This window comes from Sphingobium sp. TomTYG73 (assembly GCF_055394245.1).
This window is the reverse complement of the sequence record NZ_AP027339.1, coordinates 2,312,066-2,329,488: the sequence shown is the minus strand read 5'-3', so window position 1 is coordinate 2,329,488 and position 17,423 is coordinate 2,312,066. Positions and strand designations below refer to the sequence as shown.

The window sequence follows — 17,423 nt, the reverse complement described above, 5'->3', positions numbered from 1 at the left end:
TCAGGCGGCCTTTTTCACATTCATGCACATCAGGAGAACAGGTCCTGCTGGCGGGTTTCGCCGCCCTCCTGCGGTTTGCGGGAGGGGCGGGATGAAGGGGATATAGCTTGCGGCGGCGCCTTCTCAAGGGCTGGCGATGACGGGCCGCCTTCCACCGTCGCCGCGACCGCGCCATCGTCGAAATGAAGCGAGACCGTGCCTGCCGCACGGGCTTCATCGACCGTCCTGACGAGGCGGTCCCCCGCCATGACGCGGGCGAAGCCGCGCTTGAGTGGCAGGTCGGGATTGACCGAGACAAAAAGGCGCGACAGGCGGTCGAAGGCGGTGGCGCGGTCGTGAAAGACGCGGGTCAGATAATCGGGACGCAGACGCTGACGGTCCAGCCGTTCCTTCGCGCGGCTCAGATGCTGGTGCAGGAGCGCGGGACGGAGCGCGCCGCTGGCTTGCCCCAGATGCGCGCGCGCGTCCGCGACACGGTGGCGCAGACCATTGCCAAGATCACCCGACAACTGGTCGAGCCGCTGCCGCTGGGGCGCAAGCAGCATGTCGGGGGTGGGCATGAGCCGGGCCTGCACCTCCAGCCGCTCGCGCGCCTGCGCGGCACCGCGACGCACCGCGCGATTCATGCGCAGGCCCTGTTCGGTCAGCATCGCCATGAGATCGGCGCGCACCGGCACCGCCATTTCGGCAGCGGCGGTCGGCGTAGGCGCGCGCATGTCGGCGGCATAGTCGCAAAGCGTCGTGTCGGTTTCATGGCCAACGGCTGAGATAATCGGGATCGAACATTCCGCCACGGCCCGGACGACGATTTCCTCGTTGAAGCTCCATAGATCCTCAACCGATCCACCGCCGCGCGCGACGATGACGAGGTCGGGACGAGGCAGCGGGCCGCCAGGCTGCATGGCCGAAAAGCCGCGCACGGCGCGGGCGACTTGCTCTGCCGCCCCCTGCCCTTGCACCAGCACCGGCCAGAGCAGGACATTGGTGGGACAGCGGTCCTCCAGACGGTGGAGGATGTCGCGGATCACCGCGCCGGTCGGAGAGGTCACGACACCGATGGTACGCGGCATGAAGGGCAGCGCACGCTTCCGGTCGCGGTCGAACAATCCTTCGGCAGCAAGCTTTGCTTTAAGCTTTTCGAGCAGCGCCATCAGCGCGCCCTCGCCCGCCAACTCCATCCGCTCGATCACGATCTGATATTTGGAGCGGCCGGGATAGGTGGTGAGCTTCCCGGTGGCGATCACCTCCACCCCGTCCTGCGGCGCGAAGGGCAGGCGCTGCGCCCCGCCCTTCCACATCACCCCGTCGATGACCGCATTATCATCCTTCAGGCAAAGATAGAGATGGCCTGACGCCGCCCGCTTGAACCCGGAAATCTCGCCGCGCAAGCGCACATGGCCGAAGCGATCCTCGACCGTGCGCTTCAATATGGCCGACAATTCGCTCACCGAAAGCGGCGGCGCGTTGTCCCCCGCCCGTTCCTCGGCTAACAGGCGGCCCGATGCATCCAAACCAGCTTCATATTCCGGGGACATGGGCGAAATGAACATCCTTTTGTTGGGCAGCGGCGGCCGCGAACATGCTTTGGCCTGGAAGCTGGCGCAATCGCCCAGCCTCACGACCCTTTATGCAGCGCCCGGCAACCCCGGCATAGCCCAGCATGCGACGTTGGTCGACCTGGATGCCACGGATCATCGCGCGGTGGTCGATTTCTGCCTGCGCCATGCGATCGGGCTGGTGGTGATCGGGCCGGAAGCGCCGCTGGTCGATGGGCTGGCCGACAATCTGCGGGTCAAGGGCTATCCGGTGTTCGGGCCGGGCAAGAAGGCAGCCCAGCTGGAAGGGTCCAAGGGATTTACCAAGGATCTGTGCAAGCGCGCGCACATTCCGACCGCCGCCTATGAGCGCACCCACAGCAAGGATGGTGCGATCGCGGCGCTTGGCGATTTCGGCCTGCCGGTGGTGATCAAGGCCGATGGCCTCGCGGCGGGCAAGGGCGTGATTATTGCGGAGACGCGCGATCAGGCCGTCGAAGCGATCGAGGACATGTTCTCCGGCGCATTTGGCGCGGCGGGCGCGGAAGTAGTCTTGGAAGAGTTTATGACGGGCGAGGAGGCGAGCTTCTTCGCTCTGACCGACGGCAGCGCCATCCTGCCCTTCGGCTCTGCGCAGGACCATAAGCGGGTGGGTGACGGCGATACCGGCCCCAATACCGGCGGGATGGGCGCTTATAGCCCGGCGCGGGTGCTGACGCCCGAGCTGGAAGCTGAAGTGATCGAGAAGATCATCCGGCCGACCGTTGAAACGTTGGCCGCCGAGGGGACGCCTTATTCGGGCGTGCTTTATGCGGGACTGATGCTGACCGATGAGGGGCCGAAGCTGATCGAATATAACGCGCGTTTCGGCGATCCGGAATGCCAGGTACTGATGATGCGCTTCGACGGCGATCTGGTCGAACTGCTGCTGGCGGTGGCGCAGGAACGGCTGGCGGAGCAGGGGCCGGTAAAGCTGGCCGACCGCACCGCATTGACGGTAGTGATGGCGGCGAACGGCTATCCGGGCACGCCGGAAAAGGGCGGCGCGATCGGCGGCATCGAAGCGGCGGAAGCTGGTGGCGCGCGGGTTTTCCACGCAGGAACAGCGGACAAGGATGGCATGCTCGTCGCCAATGGTGGGCGGGTGCTGAATGTCACGGCCAGCGGCAGCAGCGTGGGCGAGGCGCAGGCGGCGGCCTATCGCGCGGTGGATGCCATCGACTTTCCGACCGGATTTTGCCGTGGCGATATTGGCTGGCGCGAAGTGGAGCGCGAGGGGCGCTGAAGGCATCCAACGCAGGCTCTTGCCGATCGTGCGCCAGCGCCCTTAGATAAGAGCCTGAAAAAAACGGGAGGGAGCGTGATGCAGGAATTTTTCATGGACTATGGCCTGTGGTTGTTGATCGGGCTGCTGGTCCTGATCGGCGTCGTGTTCCTGCTGTCGGGGCGCAAGACGCCCATCGACAACGCCCCGGCCGAGCGTGCCCCCGTGGTGGAACGGCAAGAGCCGCCGGTAGCACCCGCCGCAGAGCCGGTGACCGTTGCACCCACGACGATCGCGGCGGAGCCTCAGCCGGTAGTCGCGCCGGTATCGCCGGTAGCAGCTGTTTCGACAGTAGCGCCCACATCGGACGCGCATGACAATCTGCTGAGGATGAAGGGGGTCGGCCCCAAGCTCAATCAACTGCTGATCGAGCTGGGCGTGACCCGCTATGCGCAAATCGCCAATTGGAGCGAAGCCGACATCGCGGCGATCGATACCAAGCTCGGTACTTTCAAGGGTCGGCCGGTGCGCGACCAATGGGTTGATCAGGCGAAATATCTGGCGGCTGGCGATACTGCCGGGTTCGAAGCGAAATACGGCAAGCTTTAGGGCGAAGCGAGCGCTGGTGTGGGAGCAGCCTGTTGGGTGCGCTGCTTCACTGGGTTCGCTCCCAACAACAGCGCGGCAAGCCTGTTGCGTGCGGCAAAGCGGCTGCCGATCGCCAGCAGCAGGATGGAAAGCGCCAGCGTTGCGAAGGGACCAATCCCGGTAAGGATCATCGATCCCATCAGCAGTGGGTGCCAAAGGTAGAAAAAGAGGCTGTTGCGGCCGATCGCGTTTAAAGGAAGCACTTCAAGTCTGATCGCCGTCGTGAGCGGCAACAGCGCGATGAGACCGAGGCACATCAGCAGGCGTGCCGGCACATAGGCCAATTCCCAACCGCTGCGATAAAGTCCGGACCACCAGGCTAGGCCCAGGCCGCACAATAGCAGGGCGGGAGCAAGGAAACGGCGCGGCAAAGCAGTCTGCGCAAGCGTCATCCCGAAGAAGAAATAGACTGAGTAGCGCAGAAAGCGGCTATCGGGCGCGAGGAGACCATCGAAGATCGGGCCATGACCCAGCCCGAACGCATACATGACAGCCAGACTGCAAGGCGCGCTGAGGGCGAGCAATATCAGTGGCGAGAAGGGCAACATCCAGGTCATAAGGATGAGGAAGAAGAGGACCGGGACGTACCAGAGATGGAAAGGCGGACGGAGCAGCACGTCGAAAGGCGTGGTCCATGACATGAGCCATTGGCTGGAAATCAGATAGATAATGGTCGCGACGAACCATGGCAGCAGCATGCGCCGTCCATAACGGGATAGGAGTTCGGTAAAACCACCGCCGCGAATGCGGGCGACGTTCAGGAGGTAGCCGGAAATGCCAAGCATCAACGGCATACGAAAGCCCGATCCTACCCACAGAATAAGGCCATGAGCGCCGACCAGTTCCATGACGTGACCAGCCATGACGAGCAGCATAAGCACGCCCTTGGCCAGGTCGATCGATGGATTCTTCGTCACGACATTTCCCGCACGCCCCAGTCGGAACGATGCCGCCACAAGCCTTGCCGCTTAGTTAACACAGATTATTTTCCTGCTTTCCAGGCACAAAAAATACTCTACCTATAACTTTCGATGGGGATGGGCGCTCTTGAGCGGCTGGAAAAGTCGCGGGCTGCAAAGGCGGTGATGGCGGTGGCTGTCTTCTGCCTGATCTTCGGCGGCTGGGCTGCTTTTCAGCATTATCGCGAGGCGCGCGCCGGTCTGCCCGACGCGCCGCCCCGGGCGGAACGCTGCGCGCTCTGGTTCATCGGCAGTTCCTCAATCCATCGTTGGACCAGCCTGGAACGGGACATGGCGCCGTGGGTCACCTATAATCGCGGCATTGACGATACGGGCTTTGGCGAAATCGTACCGCGCTTCGCCAATGTGCGAGGTGAGGCAAGGCCCGCCGCGATCATCCTCTACGCTGGCGAAAATGACATTGCGCGCGACGTGCCGGTCCGGATGGTGGTGCGCAACCTGGCCGCCTTTCTGGAACTGCGCCGCCAGATATTGGGCGATGTGCCCGTGCTGGTGCTGTCGATGAAGCCGAGCCCTGGCCGCTGGACTCACTTCCCGGCGCAGCAATTGTATAATGCAGCGGCCCAGCGGCTCCTGCCTTGGATGCGGCAGGCCTATTATGTCGATATTACCTCGCCGCTGCTTACCAATGGCAGGACGGGCGATAATTACCGGCCCGATGGCGTCCATATGAACCCGGCGGGCTATCATATCTGGGCACGGGTGGTGCGCCAACGGCTGCGTGAAGCGTTGCCTGCGGGAGTGGTGAAACGCTGCGATCCGGGAACGCCGTTTTAAACCGGTTCTCCCTGAGCCCGAACGGAGGCAGTTTAACGGACGATGCTCTGATCGCGCAGCAGTTCGCGGGCGCGGGGGGCGAGACGCTGCGTCGCGGCTTCGTGGATGCCGGGGGCTGTGCATAGCAGGCCGAAGGCGGTGGGATCCGGGCGGTTGAAGGACAGGGGAACGCCGAGCGCGTCGGTGACGGTTGCTCCGGCTTCCTGCGCGATCAGGGCGGCGGCGGCGACGTCCCATTCATTGCCCCAGCGGACGGTGGCGACGATGTCCGCCTCGTCGGCGGCGACCATCGCCATGCGGAGCGCGATGCTGTTGGGCTTGTGGACGGTGACGAGGTCGCGGTCGTAGCGAGGGAGCTGGTCGGCGGGGACGCGGGCACCGGGCAGGACGGCGCGGGTGCCTGCGGAAAGCGTGCGACCGTTGCGGGTCGCGCCCTCCCCTGCCCTTGCAATCCACAACTCGTTGCGCGCAGGGGCGGCGAGAATGCCTATGCGCACCGCGCCATGTTCGACCAGCGCGACCGACACGGACCAGCCGGGGCGGCCGCGCAGATAGTCGCGGGTGCCGTCGATCGGATCGACCACCCAGACGCGATCGAGGTCCAGGCGATGGACGGTGTCGGCGGTTTCCTCCGACAGCCATCCGGCGGTGGGGTCGATGACGCTGAGGCTCTGGCGGAGCATCTCGTCAATTTCGAGGTCCGCCTCGCACACAGGATGGCCGGGGACCTTTTCCCATTGGCGCACCTGCGTCTGGCCGCCCGCCCAGAGGGTAAGCGCTCGGTCGGCCGCGTCCGATACCGCGCCGACGAGCGCGCGCAGATCGATCTCAGCCCCCGGCAACGGTCATCCCGTCAATGCGGATCGTGGGCACGTTCATGCCATAGCGGAATACAAGGTCGTTCGCGGGAACGAGGGCGCGGAACATGTCCTTCAAATGGCTGGCGATGGTGATTTCCGAGACCGGGCGGGTGATCACACCATCCTCGATCAGGAAACCGGCGGCTCCCCGGCTATAATCGCCGGTAACGCCGTTCACGCCCATGCCGATCAGTTCGGTGACGTAGAGGCCGCGCTTTATGTCCGCCATCAGGGCGGCGGGAGAGATGTCACCCGGTTCCATATGCACATTGGTGACGCCTGCGCCGGGCGCACCGCTGCCGCCCCGGCTGGCATGGCCGGTGGGCTGGAGGCCAAGCTGGCGGGCGGAAGCGCTTTCCATCAGCCAGCCGGTCAGCACGCCCGCATCGATCAGGGCACGACGGGCGACCGGCAGCCCCTCTCCGTCGAAGGGGCGCGAGCGCATCCCGCGTGGACGGAGCGGATCGTCGATGATGGTGATGGCGCTGTCGAACAGCTTCTCCCCGAGGGAATCGAGCAAGAAGCTCGATCGCCGGGCGATGGCCGGGCCGACCATGCCGCCGATCAGATGGCCGAGCAGGCTGGAACCGATGCGCGGATCGAACAGGATGGGAAGGACGCCGCTTTCGAGTTTGGCGGGGTTGAGGCGGGCAACGGCGCGCTCCCCCGCGCGGGCGCCGATCGTCGCGGCATCATCGAGATCTACCAGATGGCGGACGCTGTGGCTGGCATGGTCCCGCTGCATGTCCGCGCCGGTGCCCGCAAGGACGCTGGCCCAGGTCGAATGGCTGGTGCCCGCATAGGCACCGGCAAAGCCGTGGCTGGTGGCGAGCGCGACCTGGCTGCGGCCGTTGGATGCGCCGCCGCCTTCGCTGTTGGTAACGCCTGCGATGGCTCGGGCGGTTTCCTCGACAGCCAGGGCGCGCTCGCGCAGCTTCGCGGGTTCAGGCTCACTCGGATCGGCAAGGTCCAGTGCAGGCAAAGCGCCCCGCAGCAGCCGGTCTTCGGGCGCAAGACCCGCATAGGGATCTTCCGGCGCCTCCCGCGCCATGGCGATCGAACGATCGACCAGCGTGCTCAAGGTCGCGGGATTCATGTCCGACGCGGCGATGCTGGCGGAGCGCTGGCCAACGAAGACGCGCAGACCGATTTCCTCGCCTTCCGATCGCTCCACATCCTCCAGCGCGCCAAGGCGCACCGCGACCGTGGTCGAGGCATTGCAGGCATAGATGGCGTCGGCCGCGTCCGCCCCGGCCCTGCGAGCCGCCGTCACCAGATCCTGCGCGCGCGACTGGGCTTCTTCGAGGCTGAGCATGGGTGCGGGGCGTTCCTGCTGAGGGGTGAGGCCATGGGCCTTACGCGCTTGAACCCGGCTGGGCAACCTGCGCATCGGCCCAGTGTTTGAGGAGATGGTGGGCAACGGCCATTGGAGGAGGCGAGGTGAAGAGCGCGTCTGCATCCCCTGCCAGCGCCGCTCGGACCCCGGCTGCGTCACACCAGAGGGCATGCTGAATTTCGGTCTCGTCCAGCGTCAGCGCATCGTCGTCAGCCTGCGCGATGCAGGCGATCATCAGCGAGGAGGGGAAGGGCCATGGCTGGCTCATCACATAGCGGACGGAATAGACGGTAACGCCCGCTTCCTCCTTGATTTCCCGCGCGACGGCTTCCTCGAGGGTTTCACCCGGCTCCACGAAACCGGCGAGGGCGGAATAGAATCCCTGCGGCCAGCTATGCTGCCGTCCGACCAGCACCCGGCCGTCATGTTCGGCGAGCATGATGACGACCGGATCGACGCGGGGAAAATGTTCCGCATCGCAAGAGCAGCAGCGGCGCGCCCAGCCTGCCTTTTCCGGACGGGTGCGCGATCCGCAGACGGAGCAAAAGGGATGGCGGCCATGCCAGTGGACGAGGCTGCGCGCCGCGCCATAGAGCGCGACTTCGTCGGCGGGCACTTCGGTAACGATGGCGCGGCTGCGGGCGCTGGGGACGAAGTTCGTGCCGCTTTCCTCGGTAAGGCGGGCGAAGATCGGGCGCTGCGCTTCGTCTATGCCAAGTAGCAGATGCTCCTCCACCTTAGCATCGGCAGGCAGCGGCTCCATGAGCAGATGGCCGTCCTGCGTGACCGGGTCGAGGCCATCGAGGACGAGACAGCGGGCATCGGGCGAGGCAAGCGCCTGCGCCACAAGGTCCGGCTTCATCCGGATATGATCGGCGCGATCGAGGCGGCCGCCAGCATAGCCAAGCTGGTCAGGGGACATGAGATTCGCTCTCCTTCATTGCTGCTTGGCCTTCATTGCTGCCTCGGCGGCGCGGCGGAACAGGGTGGGCAGGCCCGCCTCCCCGATGCGGGGGAGCGGCCACCATTCGCCCTCACCCGTTGGCATGCTTTCCTCTGCCACATGGGCGACATGAACCGTCAAGGCCAGCGAGAAATGGGTGAAGACATGGACAACGGGTTCCGGCAGCGCCTTCCAGATTGCCGCAAGCGGCGGAGTGGCGTCGGGCGTGGCGCTCCAATGGGAGGAAGGAAGCGCGCGCATGCCGCCGAGCAGGCCCTTGGCCGGGCGGCGGATTAACCAGACATGGCCGTCCGCCCGCTCGATCCACCAGCTGTGGCCGAGGCGGTGCGGTTTCGCCTTCTTCGCGGCCTTGACCGGAAAGGCGGCGGGATCGGCCGTGCGAAAGGCCGCGCAGTCCTGCCGCAGCGGGCAGATGCCGCAGGCGGGGTTGCGAGATGTGCAGATGGTCGCGCCAAGGTCCATCATCGCCTGCGCGAAATCGCCAGCGCGGGCATCGGGGGTGATGCTGTCCGCAGCAACGCGGATGGCGGGGCGGGCAGCGGGCAGCGGCGTGTCGATGGCGAACAGGCGGGAGACCACGCGCTCGACATTGGCGTCGACCACCACGGCGCGGCGGCCGAACGCGATGGCGGCGACGGCGGCAGCAGTATAGGCACCGACGCCGGAGAGGGCGCGCAGTCCCGCTTCTGTATCGGGGAACTCACCGCCGTGCTGGCTCGCCACGGCGCGGGCGCAGGCAAGCAGATTGCGGGCGCGGGCATAATAGCCAAGGCCCGCCCACGCTGCCATGACGTCTGCGTCCTGGGCTGCGGCGAGTGCTTCTACTGTCGGCCAGCGATCGGTGAACTTCGTGAAATAGGGGCCGACGGCGGCGACCGTGGTTTGCTGAAGCATGACTTCGGACAGCCACACGCGATAGGGGTCCGCCGCATTGGCGCCCGGCGGGGCGCGCCAGGGCAGGCGACGGGCATGGACGTCATAATGTCCGAGCAGATCTGCTGCGATTTTCATGAGGTTCCGCTCGACGTCCATGGCCGCCCTATGCCATTAAGCGGAGCATGACGGAACGGCCCGCGACACCCAAATTGAAAAGCCGTGCCCAGGCAGCGGCCGAACGGCCTCGCGTCGGCGGCCCGCGCCAGATTGCTGACCTGATGCCGCAGATCGGCGCTGCCGCTTTCCGCAAGTTCGGCTTTGTGCAGTCGAGCATCGTCACGCGCTGGGCCGAGATTGTTGGGCAACATTATGCGGAGATTTCCGCCCCCGAATCGATCCGCTTTCCGGTAGGCAAGAAAGCAGGCGGGACGCTGCAACTGACGGTGATGAGCGGCCATGCGCCGATGATCCAGCATGTGCTGCCCGACATCATCGATCGGGTGAACCGCTTCTTTGGCTATGCCGCCGTGGCGAAGGTCGCGATGAAGCAGGGCGAGGTGCGCGGTTCCACGCCCGAACGCCGCCCGCCGCCGCGTAATTTGCGGCCGGTGCCGGTGGAACTTGGCGATTCGCTGCGCGATATTGGCGACCCGGAATTGCGCGCCGTTCTGGAATCGCTGGCCCAAGGGCTTGTCAATTCCAATGGTTTGCCGAAAATCAGCTGAATCATTCAATTGCCGTACAGGGGCGGCCCTTCACTGGAAGAACGCATGACGAAATCGCGCTTGCTAATCCTTGGCCTCTTCGCGTTGATCACCCTCCCCGGCACGCTGATCGCCGCGCCCGCCGTCAACTGGACGACACGGGTCGCGCTGTCGCCCATTGGGGGACATGTGATGGGCAACCCGGCCGCTCCGACCAAGCTGGTCGAATATGTGAGCTATACTTGTTCGCACTGCGCCCATTTCGTGGGCGAGGCGAGCGCGCCGCTGAAAGCAGACTATGTGAAGGGCGGCCAGGTGAGCGTGGAAGCGCGTAATGCGGTGCGCGACAAATATGACCTGACAGCCGCGTTGCTGGCGCGATGCGGCGGCCCTAAACGCTTTTTTGGCAATCATGAGGCGCTGTTTGCAAATCAGGACGCCTGGATGGAGCAGCTGCAGGCCTATGACCGTGGCGCGGCCAAACCATCCGAACAGATCGCCCTGTTGCGCGACATTGGGCGCAACACGGGCCTTTACACATTGATGGGCAAGCGCGGGTTCACGCCTGCGCAGCTTGACGCCTGCATCGCCAATCCAGCGGCGATGAAGCAAATATTGGCGATGACCGACGAAGCATGGAACAAGGTGAAGATTGGCGGCACGCCTAGCTTCACTATCAACGGGACGCGCGTGGACGGGTCGAGCTGGGCCAGCTTGCGCGATGCATTGCCCGCCGCCGCGCAGTAAACTAAACCCCTGATCCTGATGCCCGAGCAACGGAGCCTGCACACAGTGAAAGCCATTACCGGACTTGCCCTTATCGCCCTCTCGCTGTCTCTTTCCGCCTGCGGGAAAAAGGACGCGGCCAGCAACTCGTCCGCAGAACCGGTCGCTGCTGTTGCTGCCCCTGCCGGGACCAGCTGGTCCGCCACAGTGACGCAGACCCCCGAAGGCGGATTCGTCATGGGCAACCCGCAGGCAAAGGTGAAGCTGATCGAATATGGGTCCTATACCTGCAGCCATTGCCGCGATTTTTCGGCGGAGGCTTCGGAGGAGATCCGCAAGATCGTGGACACCGGAAAGATGAGCTTCGAGTTCCGCAACTTCGTGCGCGACCCGATCGACATTTCCACGTCGCTGCTGGCCCGTTGCGGCGGCAAGGACGTCTTCTATCCGCTGAGCGAGCAGTTCTTCGCCAACCAGAATGCGATGTTCGAAAAGGCGCAGTCGCTGGGCGACGCCAAATATCAGGCGTTGATGAGCGCACCGCCTGCGCAGCGTTTCGGCAATCTGGCCGCCGCCGTGGGGCTGGTCGACTTCGCCAAGCAGCGTGGGATTGCCGAGGATAAGGCCAAGCAGTGCCTGGCCGATACCGCCGCCGCCGAAAAGCTGGCCAAGGGCGTCGAGGCGGCGAACAATCAATATAAGATCGAGGGCACGCCGACCTTCATCCTGAATGATGTGAAGATCGACAATGTCGCAACCTGGGCGACATTGCAGCCCAAGCTCAAGGAAGCGGGTATCTGATTGGCTCAAGGGGGGCGGACATTTGCGATGAGTTTGCCCGCTGAAGGCGGGGCAGCATCACGCTGCCCCGGCAATTGGCCCGGCGGCTGGCCATGCAGATAAAGCGCCTCAAGCTTTCGGGTTTCAAAAGCTTCGTCGATCCGACGGAGCTGCGCATCGAGCCCGGCCTGACCGGGATTGTCGGGCCTAATGGCTGCGGCAAGTCCAACCTGCTGGAAGCGATCCGCTGGGTGATGGGAGAATCCAGCGCCAAGTCGATGCGCGGCGGCGGCATGGAAGATGTGATCTTCGCAGGCACATCCACCCGGCCGCAACGCGACTTTGCCGAAGTGTCGCTGCAAACGGTGCAGGAGCAGGGTGAGCTGTTCAACGCGGTCGAAGTGGGCGCGGACGGCGAACTGGAAGTTATCCGCCGGATCGAACGCGGTGCGGGGAGCGCCTACAGGGCCAATGGCCGCGACGTGCGGGCGAAGGATATCGCGCTGGTATTTGCCGACGCCGCGACGGGGCCGCATAGCCCGGCGCTGGTGAGCCAGGGGCGGATCGCCGCCGTCATCGCCGCGCGGCCGCAGGAACGGCGCGCGATGCTGGAGGAAGCGGCGGGGATTTCCGGGCTGCACGTCCGGCGCAAGGATGCCGAGCAGAAGCTACGCGCGGCCGAGGCCAATCTGGTGCGGCTGGACGAGATACTGACCGACATGGAAGCGCGGGCCAGCAGCCTGCGGCGGCAGGCCAAGGCGGCCGAGCGCTATATCAAGCTGTCCGAGCAGATCAGGGTCGCCGAAGGGCGCGTGATCTTCGCCCGCTGGCGCGAGGCTGCGGCGAGTGCGGATGCCGCTCGTAAGGAAGCGGCGGAGGCGGAGGGCGCCGTTGGCGCGGCGCAGGAGGCGCAGGCGGCGGCGGCGGTTCATGCCAATGCGGCAGTGGATGCGCTGGCGTCCAGACGGACGGCGGCGCAGGCCGCGCGAGACGAGGCGAACGAGGCGGGGCATCGGCTCGCGGCGCTGAGGACTGAGCGCGATGGGGTGGTGCGGCGGCTGCATGATCTGGCGCAACAGGCCGAGCGGCTGGAAGAGGACCGGGCGCGTGAGGGCACGCTAGCCAACGATGCGGCCGAGGCGATTGCGCGGCTTTCGGCCGAGATTTCTGTTCTGAAGGAACGGACTACCGAGACTGAGGCAATGCGGCCTGACTTTGCCGGGCGGATCGCGCGGGCAGAGGATGCTGCGCGCGATGCCGAGCTGGACCTCGCCAAGGCGATGGCGCGGCAGGCGGGCGAGCAGGCCGAATTGCGCGTAGCCGAAGCGGCGTTGGCGGCGGCGCGGAGCCGTTTGGAACGGGCGGAGCGGGAAGCCACGCGGCTGGAAGCGGAAGCGGGCGCCCTGCCCGATGCGGCGCCGCTGGAGGCGAAACGAAGCGAGGCGCTGGCGGCACAGGCGACGGCTGGATCGGAGCGCGATGCGGCCGAGGCGGCGATCGGGCAAGCTGAAACGGCGCGGCAGGCGGCAGCCGAAGCGCGCGCGACGGCCGAAGCGGCGCTATCCTCCGCACGGGCGGGACTGGCGGCGCTGGATAGCGAGGCGGCGGCGCTCAAGCGGGCGGTCGAGAGCGGAAGCGGGCGCGAACGGGCACTGGACCAGTTGAAGGCCGCGCCGGGATTTGAGCGGGCGCTGGCCGCCGCGCTGGGCGATGACTTGGAGGCGCCGGTCGGCACGCAGGGCACGCGGCGTTGGACTGGGGCGGCGGCGCTGGAGAGCGATCCAGCCCTGCCCGCTGGATGCGCTTCGCTGGCAGATCATGTGCGCGCGCCTGCGGAACTGGCGCGGCGGCTTGCGCAGGTCGCCGTCGCCGAAACGGATGATGGACAGACGCTGGCGGTGGGGCAGCGGCTGGTGACCAAGGATGGTCAGCTGCGGCGCTGGGACGGCTATGTCGCGGCCGAGGGCGGCGCGGCGGCGGCCGAACGGCTGATCCGGCTCAATCGGCTGGAAGCGATCGCGGCGGCACGACCGGCGGCCGAAGCGGAGGTCGAGGCGGCACGCGCCGCGCAGGATAGCGCGGCTGGTGAAGAACGGGCGGCGGCCGAGGCACTGGGGGCTGCGAGGACGCAGCTTGGCGCGGCCGACCAGCGGTTGCGCACCGCGCTTCGTGCTGCCGACGAAGCGGCTACGGCGCTGGAGCGGCTTTCCGGGCGGCGTGAGGCGATCGAGGAAAGACTTGCCGAAGCACGCGCTGATCTGGGCACTGCCCGGGCCGAGCATGACAAGGTGGACGTAGCCCGCGCGGCGGTGCCGGACGGGGCCGGGACGCGGACGCTGGTGGCATCGTTGTCGCAGGCGAGCGAAAAGGCGCGCATGGCTGTGAGCCAATTGCAGGCGGATCAGGCCCTGGCCGACCGCGCTTTGGCGAGCGATCGTGAACGCATGGCTGCGGCTGACGCGGAAGCCAAGGGCTGGCGTGCACGGGCGGGCGAAGCGGCGAAGCGGATAGCCGCCATGGTGGAGCGCGGCGAGGCGATCGCATCCGAGCGCGATGGACTGGCGCAACAGCCCGACACGCTGGCGACGGCAATCGCTGCCTTGTCCGAACAGGGCGCTGGGCTGGCCGACGCAGCGGAAGCGGCACGGCGGGCGGAGAGCGAGGCCGAGGCAGCGCTGCGCGTCGCCGAGGAACGGGCCGCGCAAACAGGCGAGGCGCTGGCGCAGGCGCGCGAACGGCGTGCGACTGCCGCCGCGCGAGCCGAGGCAGCCGAGGAGAAGCGGGTCGAGACCAACCGCTTGTCGGGCGAACGCTTTGAGTGTCCGCCCCCCGTGCTGCCCGAGAAGCTCGGCTTTGCCAGTGCCGACATAAGGATCGCGCAGAGCGAGCAGGGTGAACATGACCGCCTTGCCGCCGAGCGCGAGCGGATCGGGCCGGTCAATCTGGTGGCGGCGCAGGAGCTGGAGGAGCTGGAAACGACGCAGGCGACGAGCCGGGCCGAAAGCGAGGAGCTGAGCCAGGCGATCAACCGGCTGCGTGGGTCGATCGGCAGCCTCAATCGTGAAGGGCGGCAGCGGCTATTGGCGGCGTTCGAGGCGGTCGATGGGCATTTCCGGCGGCTGTTCACGACGTTGTTCAATGGCGGACAGGCGCATCTGGAACTGATCGACAGCGACGATCCGCTGGAGGCGGGGCTGGAGATCATGGCGCAGCCGCCGGGCAAGAAGCTGGCTGCGCTGACGCTGCTTTCGGGGGGCGAGCAGGCGCTAACCGCCGTCGCGCTGATTTTTGGCCTGTTCCTGACCAACCCGGCGCCGATCTGCGTGCTGGATGAGGTCGACGCGCCGCTGGACGATGCCAATGTCGAGCGTTTCTGCGACCTCCTCGATGTCATGGTCGGGCAGACCGACACGCGATATCTGATCGTCAGCCATAATGCGGTGACGATGGCGCGCATGCACCGGCTGTTCGGTGTCACGATGGTGGAGCGCGGGGTGAGCCGCCTCGTTTCCGTCAATCTTGGCGGCGCGGAAGCGTTGCTGGCGGCAGAATAGGAAAGCGGCGGCGCTTCAGCGCTTCTTGCGCATGCGGCGGAACAGGCTGCGGTCGGCAACCGGCTCGAACATCTCCTCAGGCCCTTCGGGGTCCAGCACTTCATTGTCGGCCAGCCACGCCTGCACGTCGTTGAGATTCGGCGTCACATAGGGACGCAGGGTGCGGCCGGGCTTGTCGCGCAGTTGCTCAATCGCGGCAATCAGCCCGCGCTCGGCGATGACGGCCGCCACCCGCTCGACGGGCAGGTCCAGATGTTCGGCGATCAGGTCATCACGGATGCCTAGGATGGTCGTTTCGTGCCCCGCATTGACGGGCAGTGCCCCGTCGATCGTCACGTCGCACTCGGTATCGAGCCGCATCGAGCGGTTGTTCATGTTGGACGAGCCCACGCGCACGGTTCGATCATCCACGATCATGATCTTGGCATGGACGTAGATGGGCTCACCACGCACGGTAAAGGGATGGTAGATGCGCAGCTTACCGTATGTGTCGCGGGCGCGCAGGGCCTCAAACAGGCGCGCGCGGGCGGTATCCATCGCCTGCTGTTCCAGCCAGCCATCGGCCTGTTCCGGATTGATGATGACGATATCCGGCCCATCGGGATCACCCAGCCGCGCGGCGATTGCCTCCGCAATGCGGCGGGAGGCGAAATACTGGCTTTCGGCATAGATGGTCCGCTTCGCCGACGCGATCTGGTTCAGATAGAGTCGCTCAATCTCTCGCAACGGCTGCTGGTCGTCCATTTCCGGCGCGGAACGGGAAATGGCAATATCGACATTTTCGAACTGCACCGGCAGCGCGTCGGGCCAGCAATCATGCTCGCCGAAGATCGGCTCCAGATCGCCGCCGCCAGCCCCCTTCCAACGGGCGCGGGCATGGTCGCCCAGCACCATCGCGACATCGCCCTGTAAGGCCGTGGTCGCGTCATGCCATGGCCCATAGGCGGAACCGTCCGGATGGCGGCGGCCGGGATCCTCGTCCCGATGATGGCGCGTGTCCCAACGGTCGCTGGTCATGTCGATGCCGCCGCAAAAGGCGAAACAATCGTCGATCACGACGATCTTCTGATGGTGCGAAGCCGCTGGCGGGTGATGGCTGTCCAGCTTCACCTGTATGCGCTTGTGCGCCATCCATTTGACGGTGGTGAAGAGGTTGGCAGGCTGCACCATCGACTTCATCGCGCCGATGTCCCAACGCAGGAGGAAGATTTCGAGGTCAGGCTTTTGCGCGACAAGCCAGCTGATGAAGTCGCCGATGATGACCGGGGCTCCGTCCTTGACCTCATCCTCGCGGATCAGACTGATCGCCGCGTCGAAGTCCCAGCCGATGAGCATGATCCGACGCTTCGCCTTGAGCATGGCGGCGCGCGCGTGGCGAAAATAGCAATCCGCGTCGATAATGACGCTGGCTTTTGCGGCGCGGGCGATGCGCCAGCAATCCTCACCCTCTTGCGGCATGCTCATGCACTCCCCACGACGAGGCAGCCGAGGAACATCAGCAGCCCGGCAAAGCGGTTGGAGCGGAACTTGGTTAGGGGATCGGCTCCATCCTCCTTGAGCGTGCCCACCTGCCAGAAAAGATGAGCCGCCATCGGCAGCAGGGCGGCGAGAGCAAGCCATTGCGGCCGCACCTGCCAAAGGGCGGCAGCCCAGAGGGAAAGCGCAAGCAGGTAGCAGAGCGTCACGCCGCCGCGCACATGGCGGCCCATCGACAAGGCGCTCGACCCGATACCGATCAACGCATCATCCTCCCGGTCCTGCAGAGCATAGATGGTGTCATAACCCACGACCCAGAAGATGGTGCCTGCGTAAAGGAGTAGCCCCGGCAGGCTAAGCGCTCCTGCGACCTCGCTCCAGCCGACCAGCGCCGCCCAGGAGAAAACGATGCCTAGCCAAAGCTGCGGCCAGCCGGTGATCCGCTTCATGAAGGGATAGGCGGCGACCAGCGCGAGACTGCCGAGCGACACGATCTGCGCATAAGGGCGCAGTTGCAGCAGAACCGCGAGGCCGACGAGGCAAAGCAGGATGAGCCATGCCCAGGCGGTACGCAGGGAAAGAGCACCGCTCGCGAGCGGCCGGGCGGCGGTGCGGGCGACTTTCCGGTCAAGATCGCGATCGACGATGTCGTTGAACACGCAACCGGCGCCCCGCATCGCGATGCTGCCGAGCAACAGCCAAAGGATCAGAGGCCAGCGCTCCCCTGCCCCGCCCGCCAGAACCACCGCCCAGGCGCCCGGCCAGAAGAGCAGCCACCAGCCGATCGGACGATCGAGCCGAGCCAGCAGCGCAAGCGCGCGGGGGATCGCGGGCAAGCGCGCGAGCAGGCCGCGGGCCTCGGTATCGGGGACTATGGTGTCGCTCAACGTCACGCTCGCTTGTCGAAGGGCCGTTCTTCCTCTTTAGAGAAGTGGAGGGCTTC

15 protein-coding genes are annotated in these 17,423 nt (G+C 65.8%); 7 read left to right on the top strand and 8 right to left on the bottom strand.

The genetic code is table 11. From position 1 onward, the window contains the following. Positions 1-29: 29 nt before the first annotated feature. Positions 30-1,535 carry an exodeoxyribonuclease VII large subunit gene (xseA, locus tag ACZ5TH_RS11715; RefSeq protein ID WP_464794023.1) on the bottom strand — a complete coding sequence of 502 codons (1,506 nt, stop codon included), beginning with the start codon at positions 1,533-1,535 and terminating at the stop codon, positions 30-32. Between the two features lie 7 nt (positions 1,536-1,542). On the opposite strand from xseA, the gene purD reads away from it, so the two are divergent. Next, positions 1,543-2,820 (top strand): phosphoribosylamine--glycine ligase, encoded by a 1,278-nt coding sequence (gene purD / locus ACZ5TH_RS11710; protein ID WP_464794022.1) that lies wholly within the window; start codon positions 1,543-1,545, stop codon positions 2,818-2,820. Between the two features lie 78 nt (positions 2,821-2,898). Beyond that, on the top strand, positions 2,899-3,408 hold the full coding sequence (locus ACZ5TH_RS11705) for a hypothetical protein (protein WP_464794021.1): 510 nt from the start codon (positions 2,899-2,901) through the stop codon (positions 3,406-3,408). Here the strand turns inward: ACZ5TH_RS11705 and ACZ5TH_RS11700 are convergent. After that, positions 3,405-4,364: an acyltransferase family protein gene (locus ACZ5TH_RS11700; RefSeq protein ID WP_464794020.1), complete on the bottom strand. Its 960-nt coding sequence runs from the start codon at positions 4,362-4,364 to the stop codon at positions 3,405-3,407. The genes ACZ5TH_RS11705 and ACZ5TH_RS11700 overlap by 4 nt on opposite strands. 114 nt (positions 4,365-4,478) lie before the next feature. On the opposite strand from ACZ5TH_RS11700, the gene ACZ5TH_RS11695 reads away from it, so the two are divergent. Beyond that, positions 4,479-5,204 (top strand): GDSL-type esterase/lipase family protein, encoded by a 726-nt coding sequence (locus ACZ5TH_RS11695; RefSeq protein WP_464794019.1) that lies wholly within the window; start codon positions 4,479-4,481, stop codon positions 5,202-5,204. A 32-nt stretch (positions 5,205-5,236) separates the two neighbouring features. On the opposite strand, the gene ACZ5TH_RS11690 is transcribed toward ACZ5TH_RS11695, so the two are convergent. From ACZ5TH_RS11690 to mutY, 4 genes are read right to left on the bottom strand one after another with little or no spacing between them, the layout of a single operon-like run. After that, positions 5,237-6,046 (bottom strand): 3'(2'),5'-bisphosphate nucleotidase CysQ, encoded by an 810-nt coding sequence (locus ACZ5TH_RS11690; protein ID WP_464794018.1) that lies wholly within the window; start codon positions 6,044-6,046, stop codon positions 5,237-5,239. After that, positions 6,033-7,379: a TldD/PmbA family protein gene (locus tag ACZ5TH_RS11685; protein ID WP_464795107.1), complete on the bottom strand. Its 1,347-nt coding sequence runs from the start codon at positions 7,377-7,379 to the stop codon at positions 6,033-6,035. Before ACZ5TH_RS11685 ends, ACZ5TH_RS11690 begins: the two co-directional genes overlap by 14 nt. Positions 7,380-7,419: 40 nt before the next feature. Then, entirely contained in the window at positions 7,420-8,322 is a 903-nt protein-coding gene (nudC, locus tag ACZ5TH_RS11680) for an NAD(+) diphosphatase (protein ID WP_464794017.1), read from the bottom strand. A gap of 15 nt (positions 8,323-8,337) precedes the next feature. Beyond that, complete coding sequence (mutY, locus tag ACZ5TH_RS11675; protein ID WP_464794016.1) at positions 8,338-9,396, bottom strand: A/G-specific adenine glycosylase; 1,059 nt, start codon at positions 9,394-9,396, stop codon at positions 8,338-8,340. Between the two features lie 26 nt (positions 9,397-9,422). On the opposite strand from mutY, the gene ACZ5TH_RS11670 reads away from it, so the two are divergent. The 4 genes from ACZ5TH_RS11670 to smc all read left to right on the top strand — a co-directional run bounded on the left by ACZ5TH_RS11670 (position 9,423) and on the right by smc (position 15,004). Continuing rightward, on the top strand, positions 9,423-9,965 hold the full coding sequence (locus tag ACZ5TH_RS11670) for a DUF721 domain-containing protein (protein ID WP_196224990.1): 543 nt from the start codon (positions 9,423-9,425) through the stop codon (positions 9,963-9,965). Between the two features lie 45 nt (positions 9,966-10,010). Then, positions 10,011-10,691: a thioredoxin domain-containing protein gene (locus tag ACZ5TH_RS11665; RefSeq protein ID WP_464794015.1), complete on the top strand. Its 681-nt coding sequence runs from the start codon at positions 10,011-10,013 to the stop codon at positions 10,689-10,691. Positions 10,692-10,736: 45 nt separating this feature from the next. Then, positions 10,737-11,471 (top strand): thioredoxin domain-containing protein, encoded by a 735-nt coding sequence (locus ACZ5TH_RS11660; RefSeq protein ID WP_449470648.1) that lies wholly within the window; start codon positions 10,737-10,739, stop codon positions 11,469-11,471. 92 nt (positions 11,472-11,563) lie between these two features. Continuing rightward, entirely contained in the window at positions 11,564-15,004 is a 3,441-nt protein-coding gene (gene smc, locus ACZ5TH_RS11655; RefSeq protein WP_464794014.1) for a chromosome segregation protein SMC, read from the top strand. A gap of 15 nt (positions 15,005-15,019) precedes the next feature. On the opposite strand, the gene ACZ5TH_RS11650 is transcribed toward smc, so the two are convergent. Both ACZ5TH_RS11650 and ubiA read right to left on the bottom strand, forming a co-directional pair. Then, entirely contained in the window at positions 15,020-16,468 is a 1,449-nt protein-coding gene (locus ACZ5TH_RS11650) for a phospholipase D-like domain-containing protein (protein WP_464794013.1), read from the bottom strand. Next, complete coding sequence (gene ubiA, locus ACZ5TH_RS11645; RefSeq protein WP_464794012.1) at positions 16,465-17,367, bottom strand: 4-hydroxybenzoate octaprenyltransferase; 903 nt, start codon at positions 17,365-17,367, stop codon at positions 16,465-16,467. Before ubiA ends, ACZ5TH_RS11650 begins: the two co-directional genes overlap by 4 nt. Between the last annotated feature and the right edge of the window lie 56 nt (positions 17,368-17,423).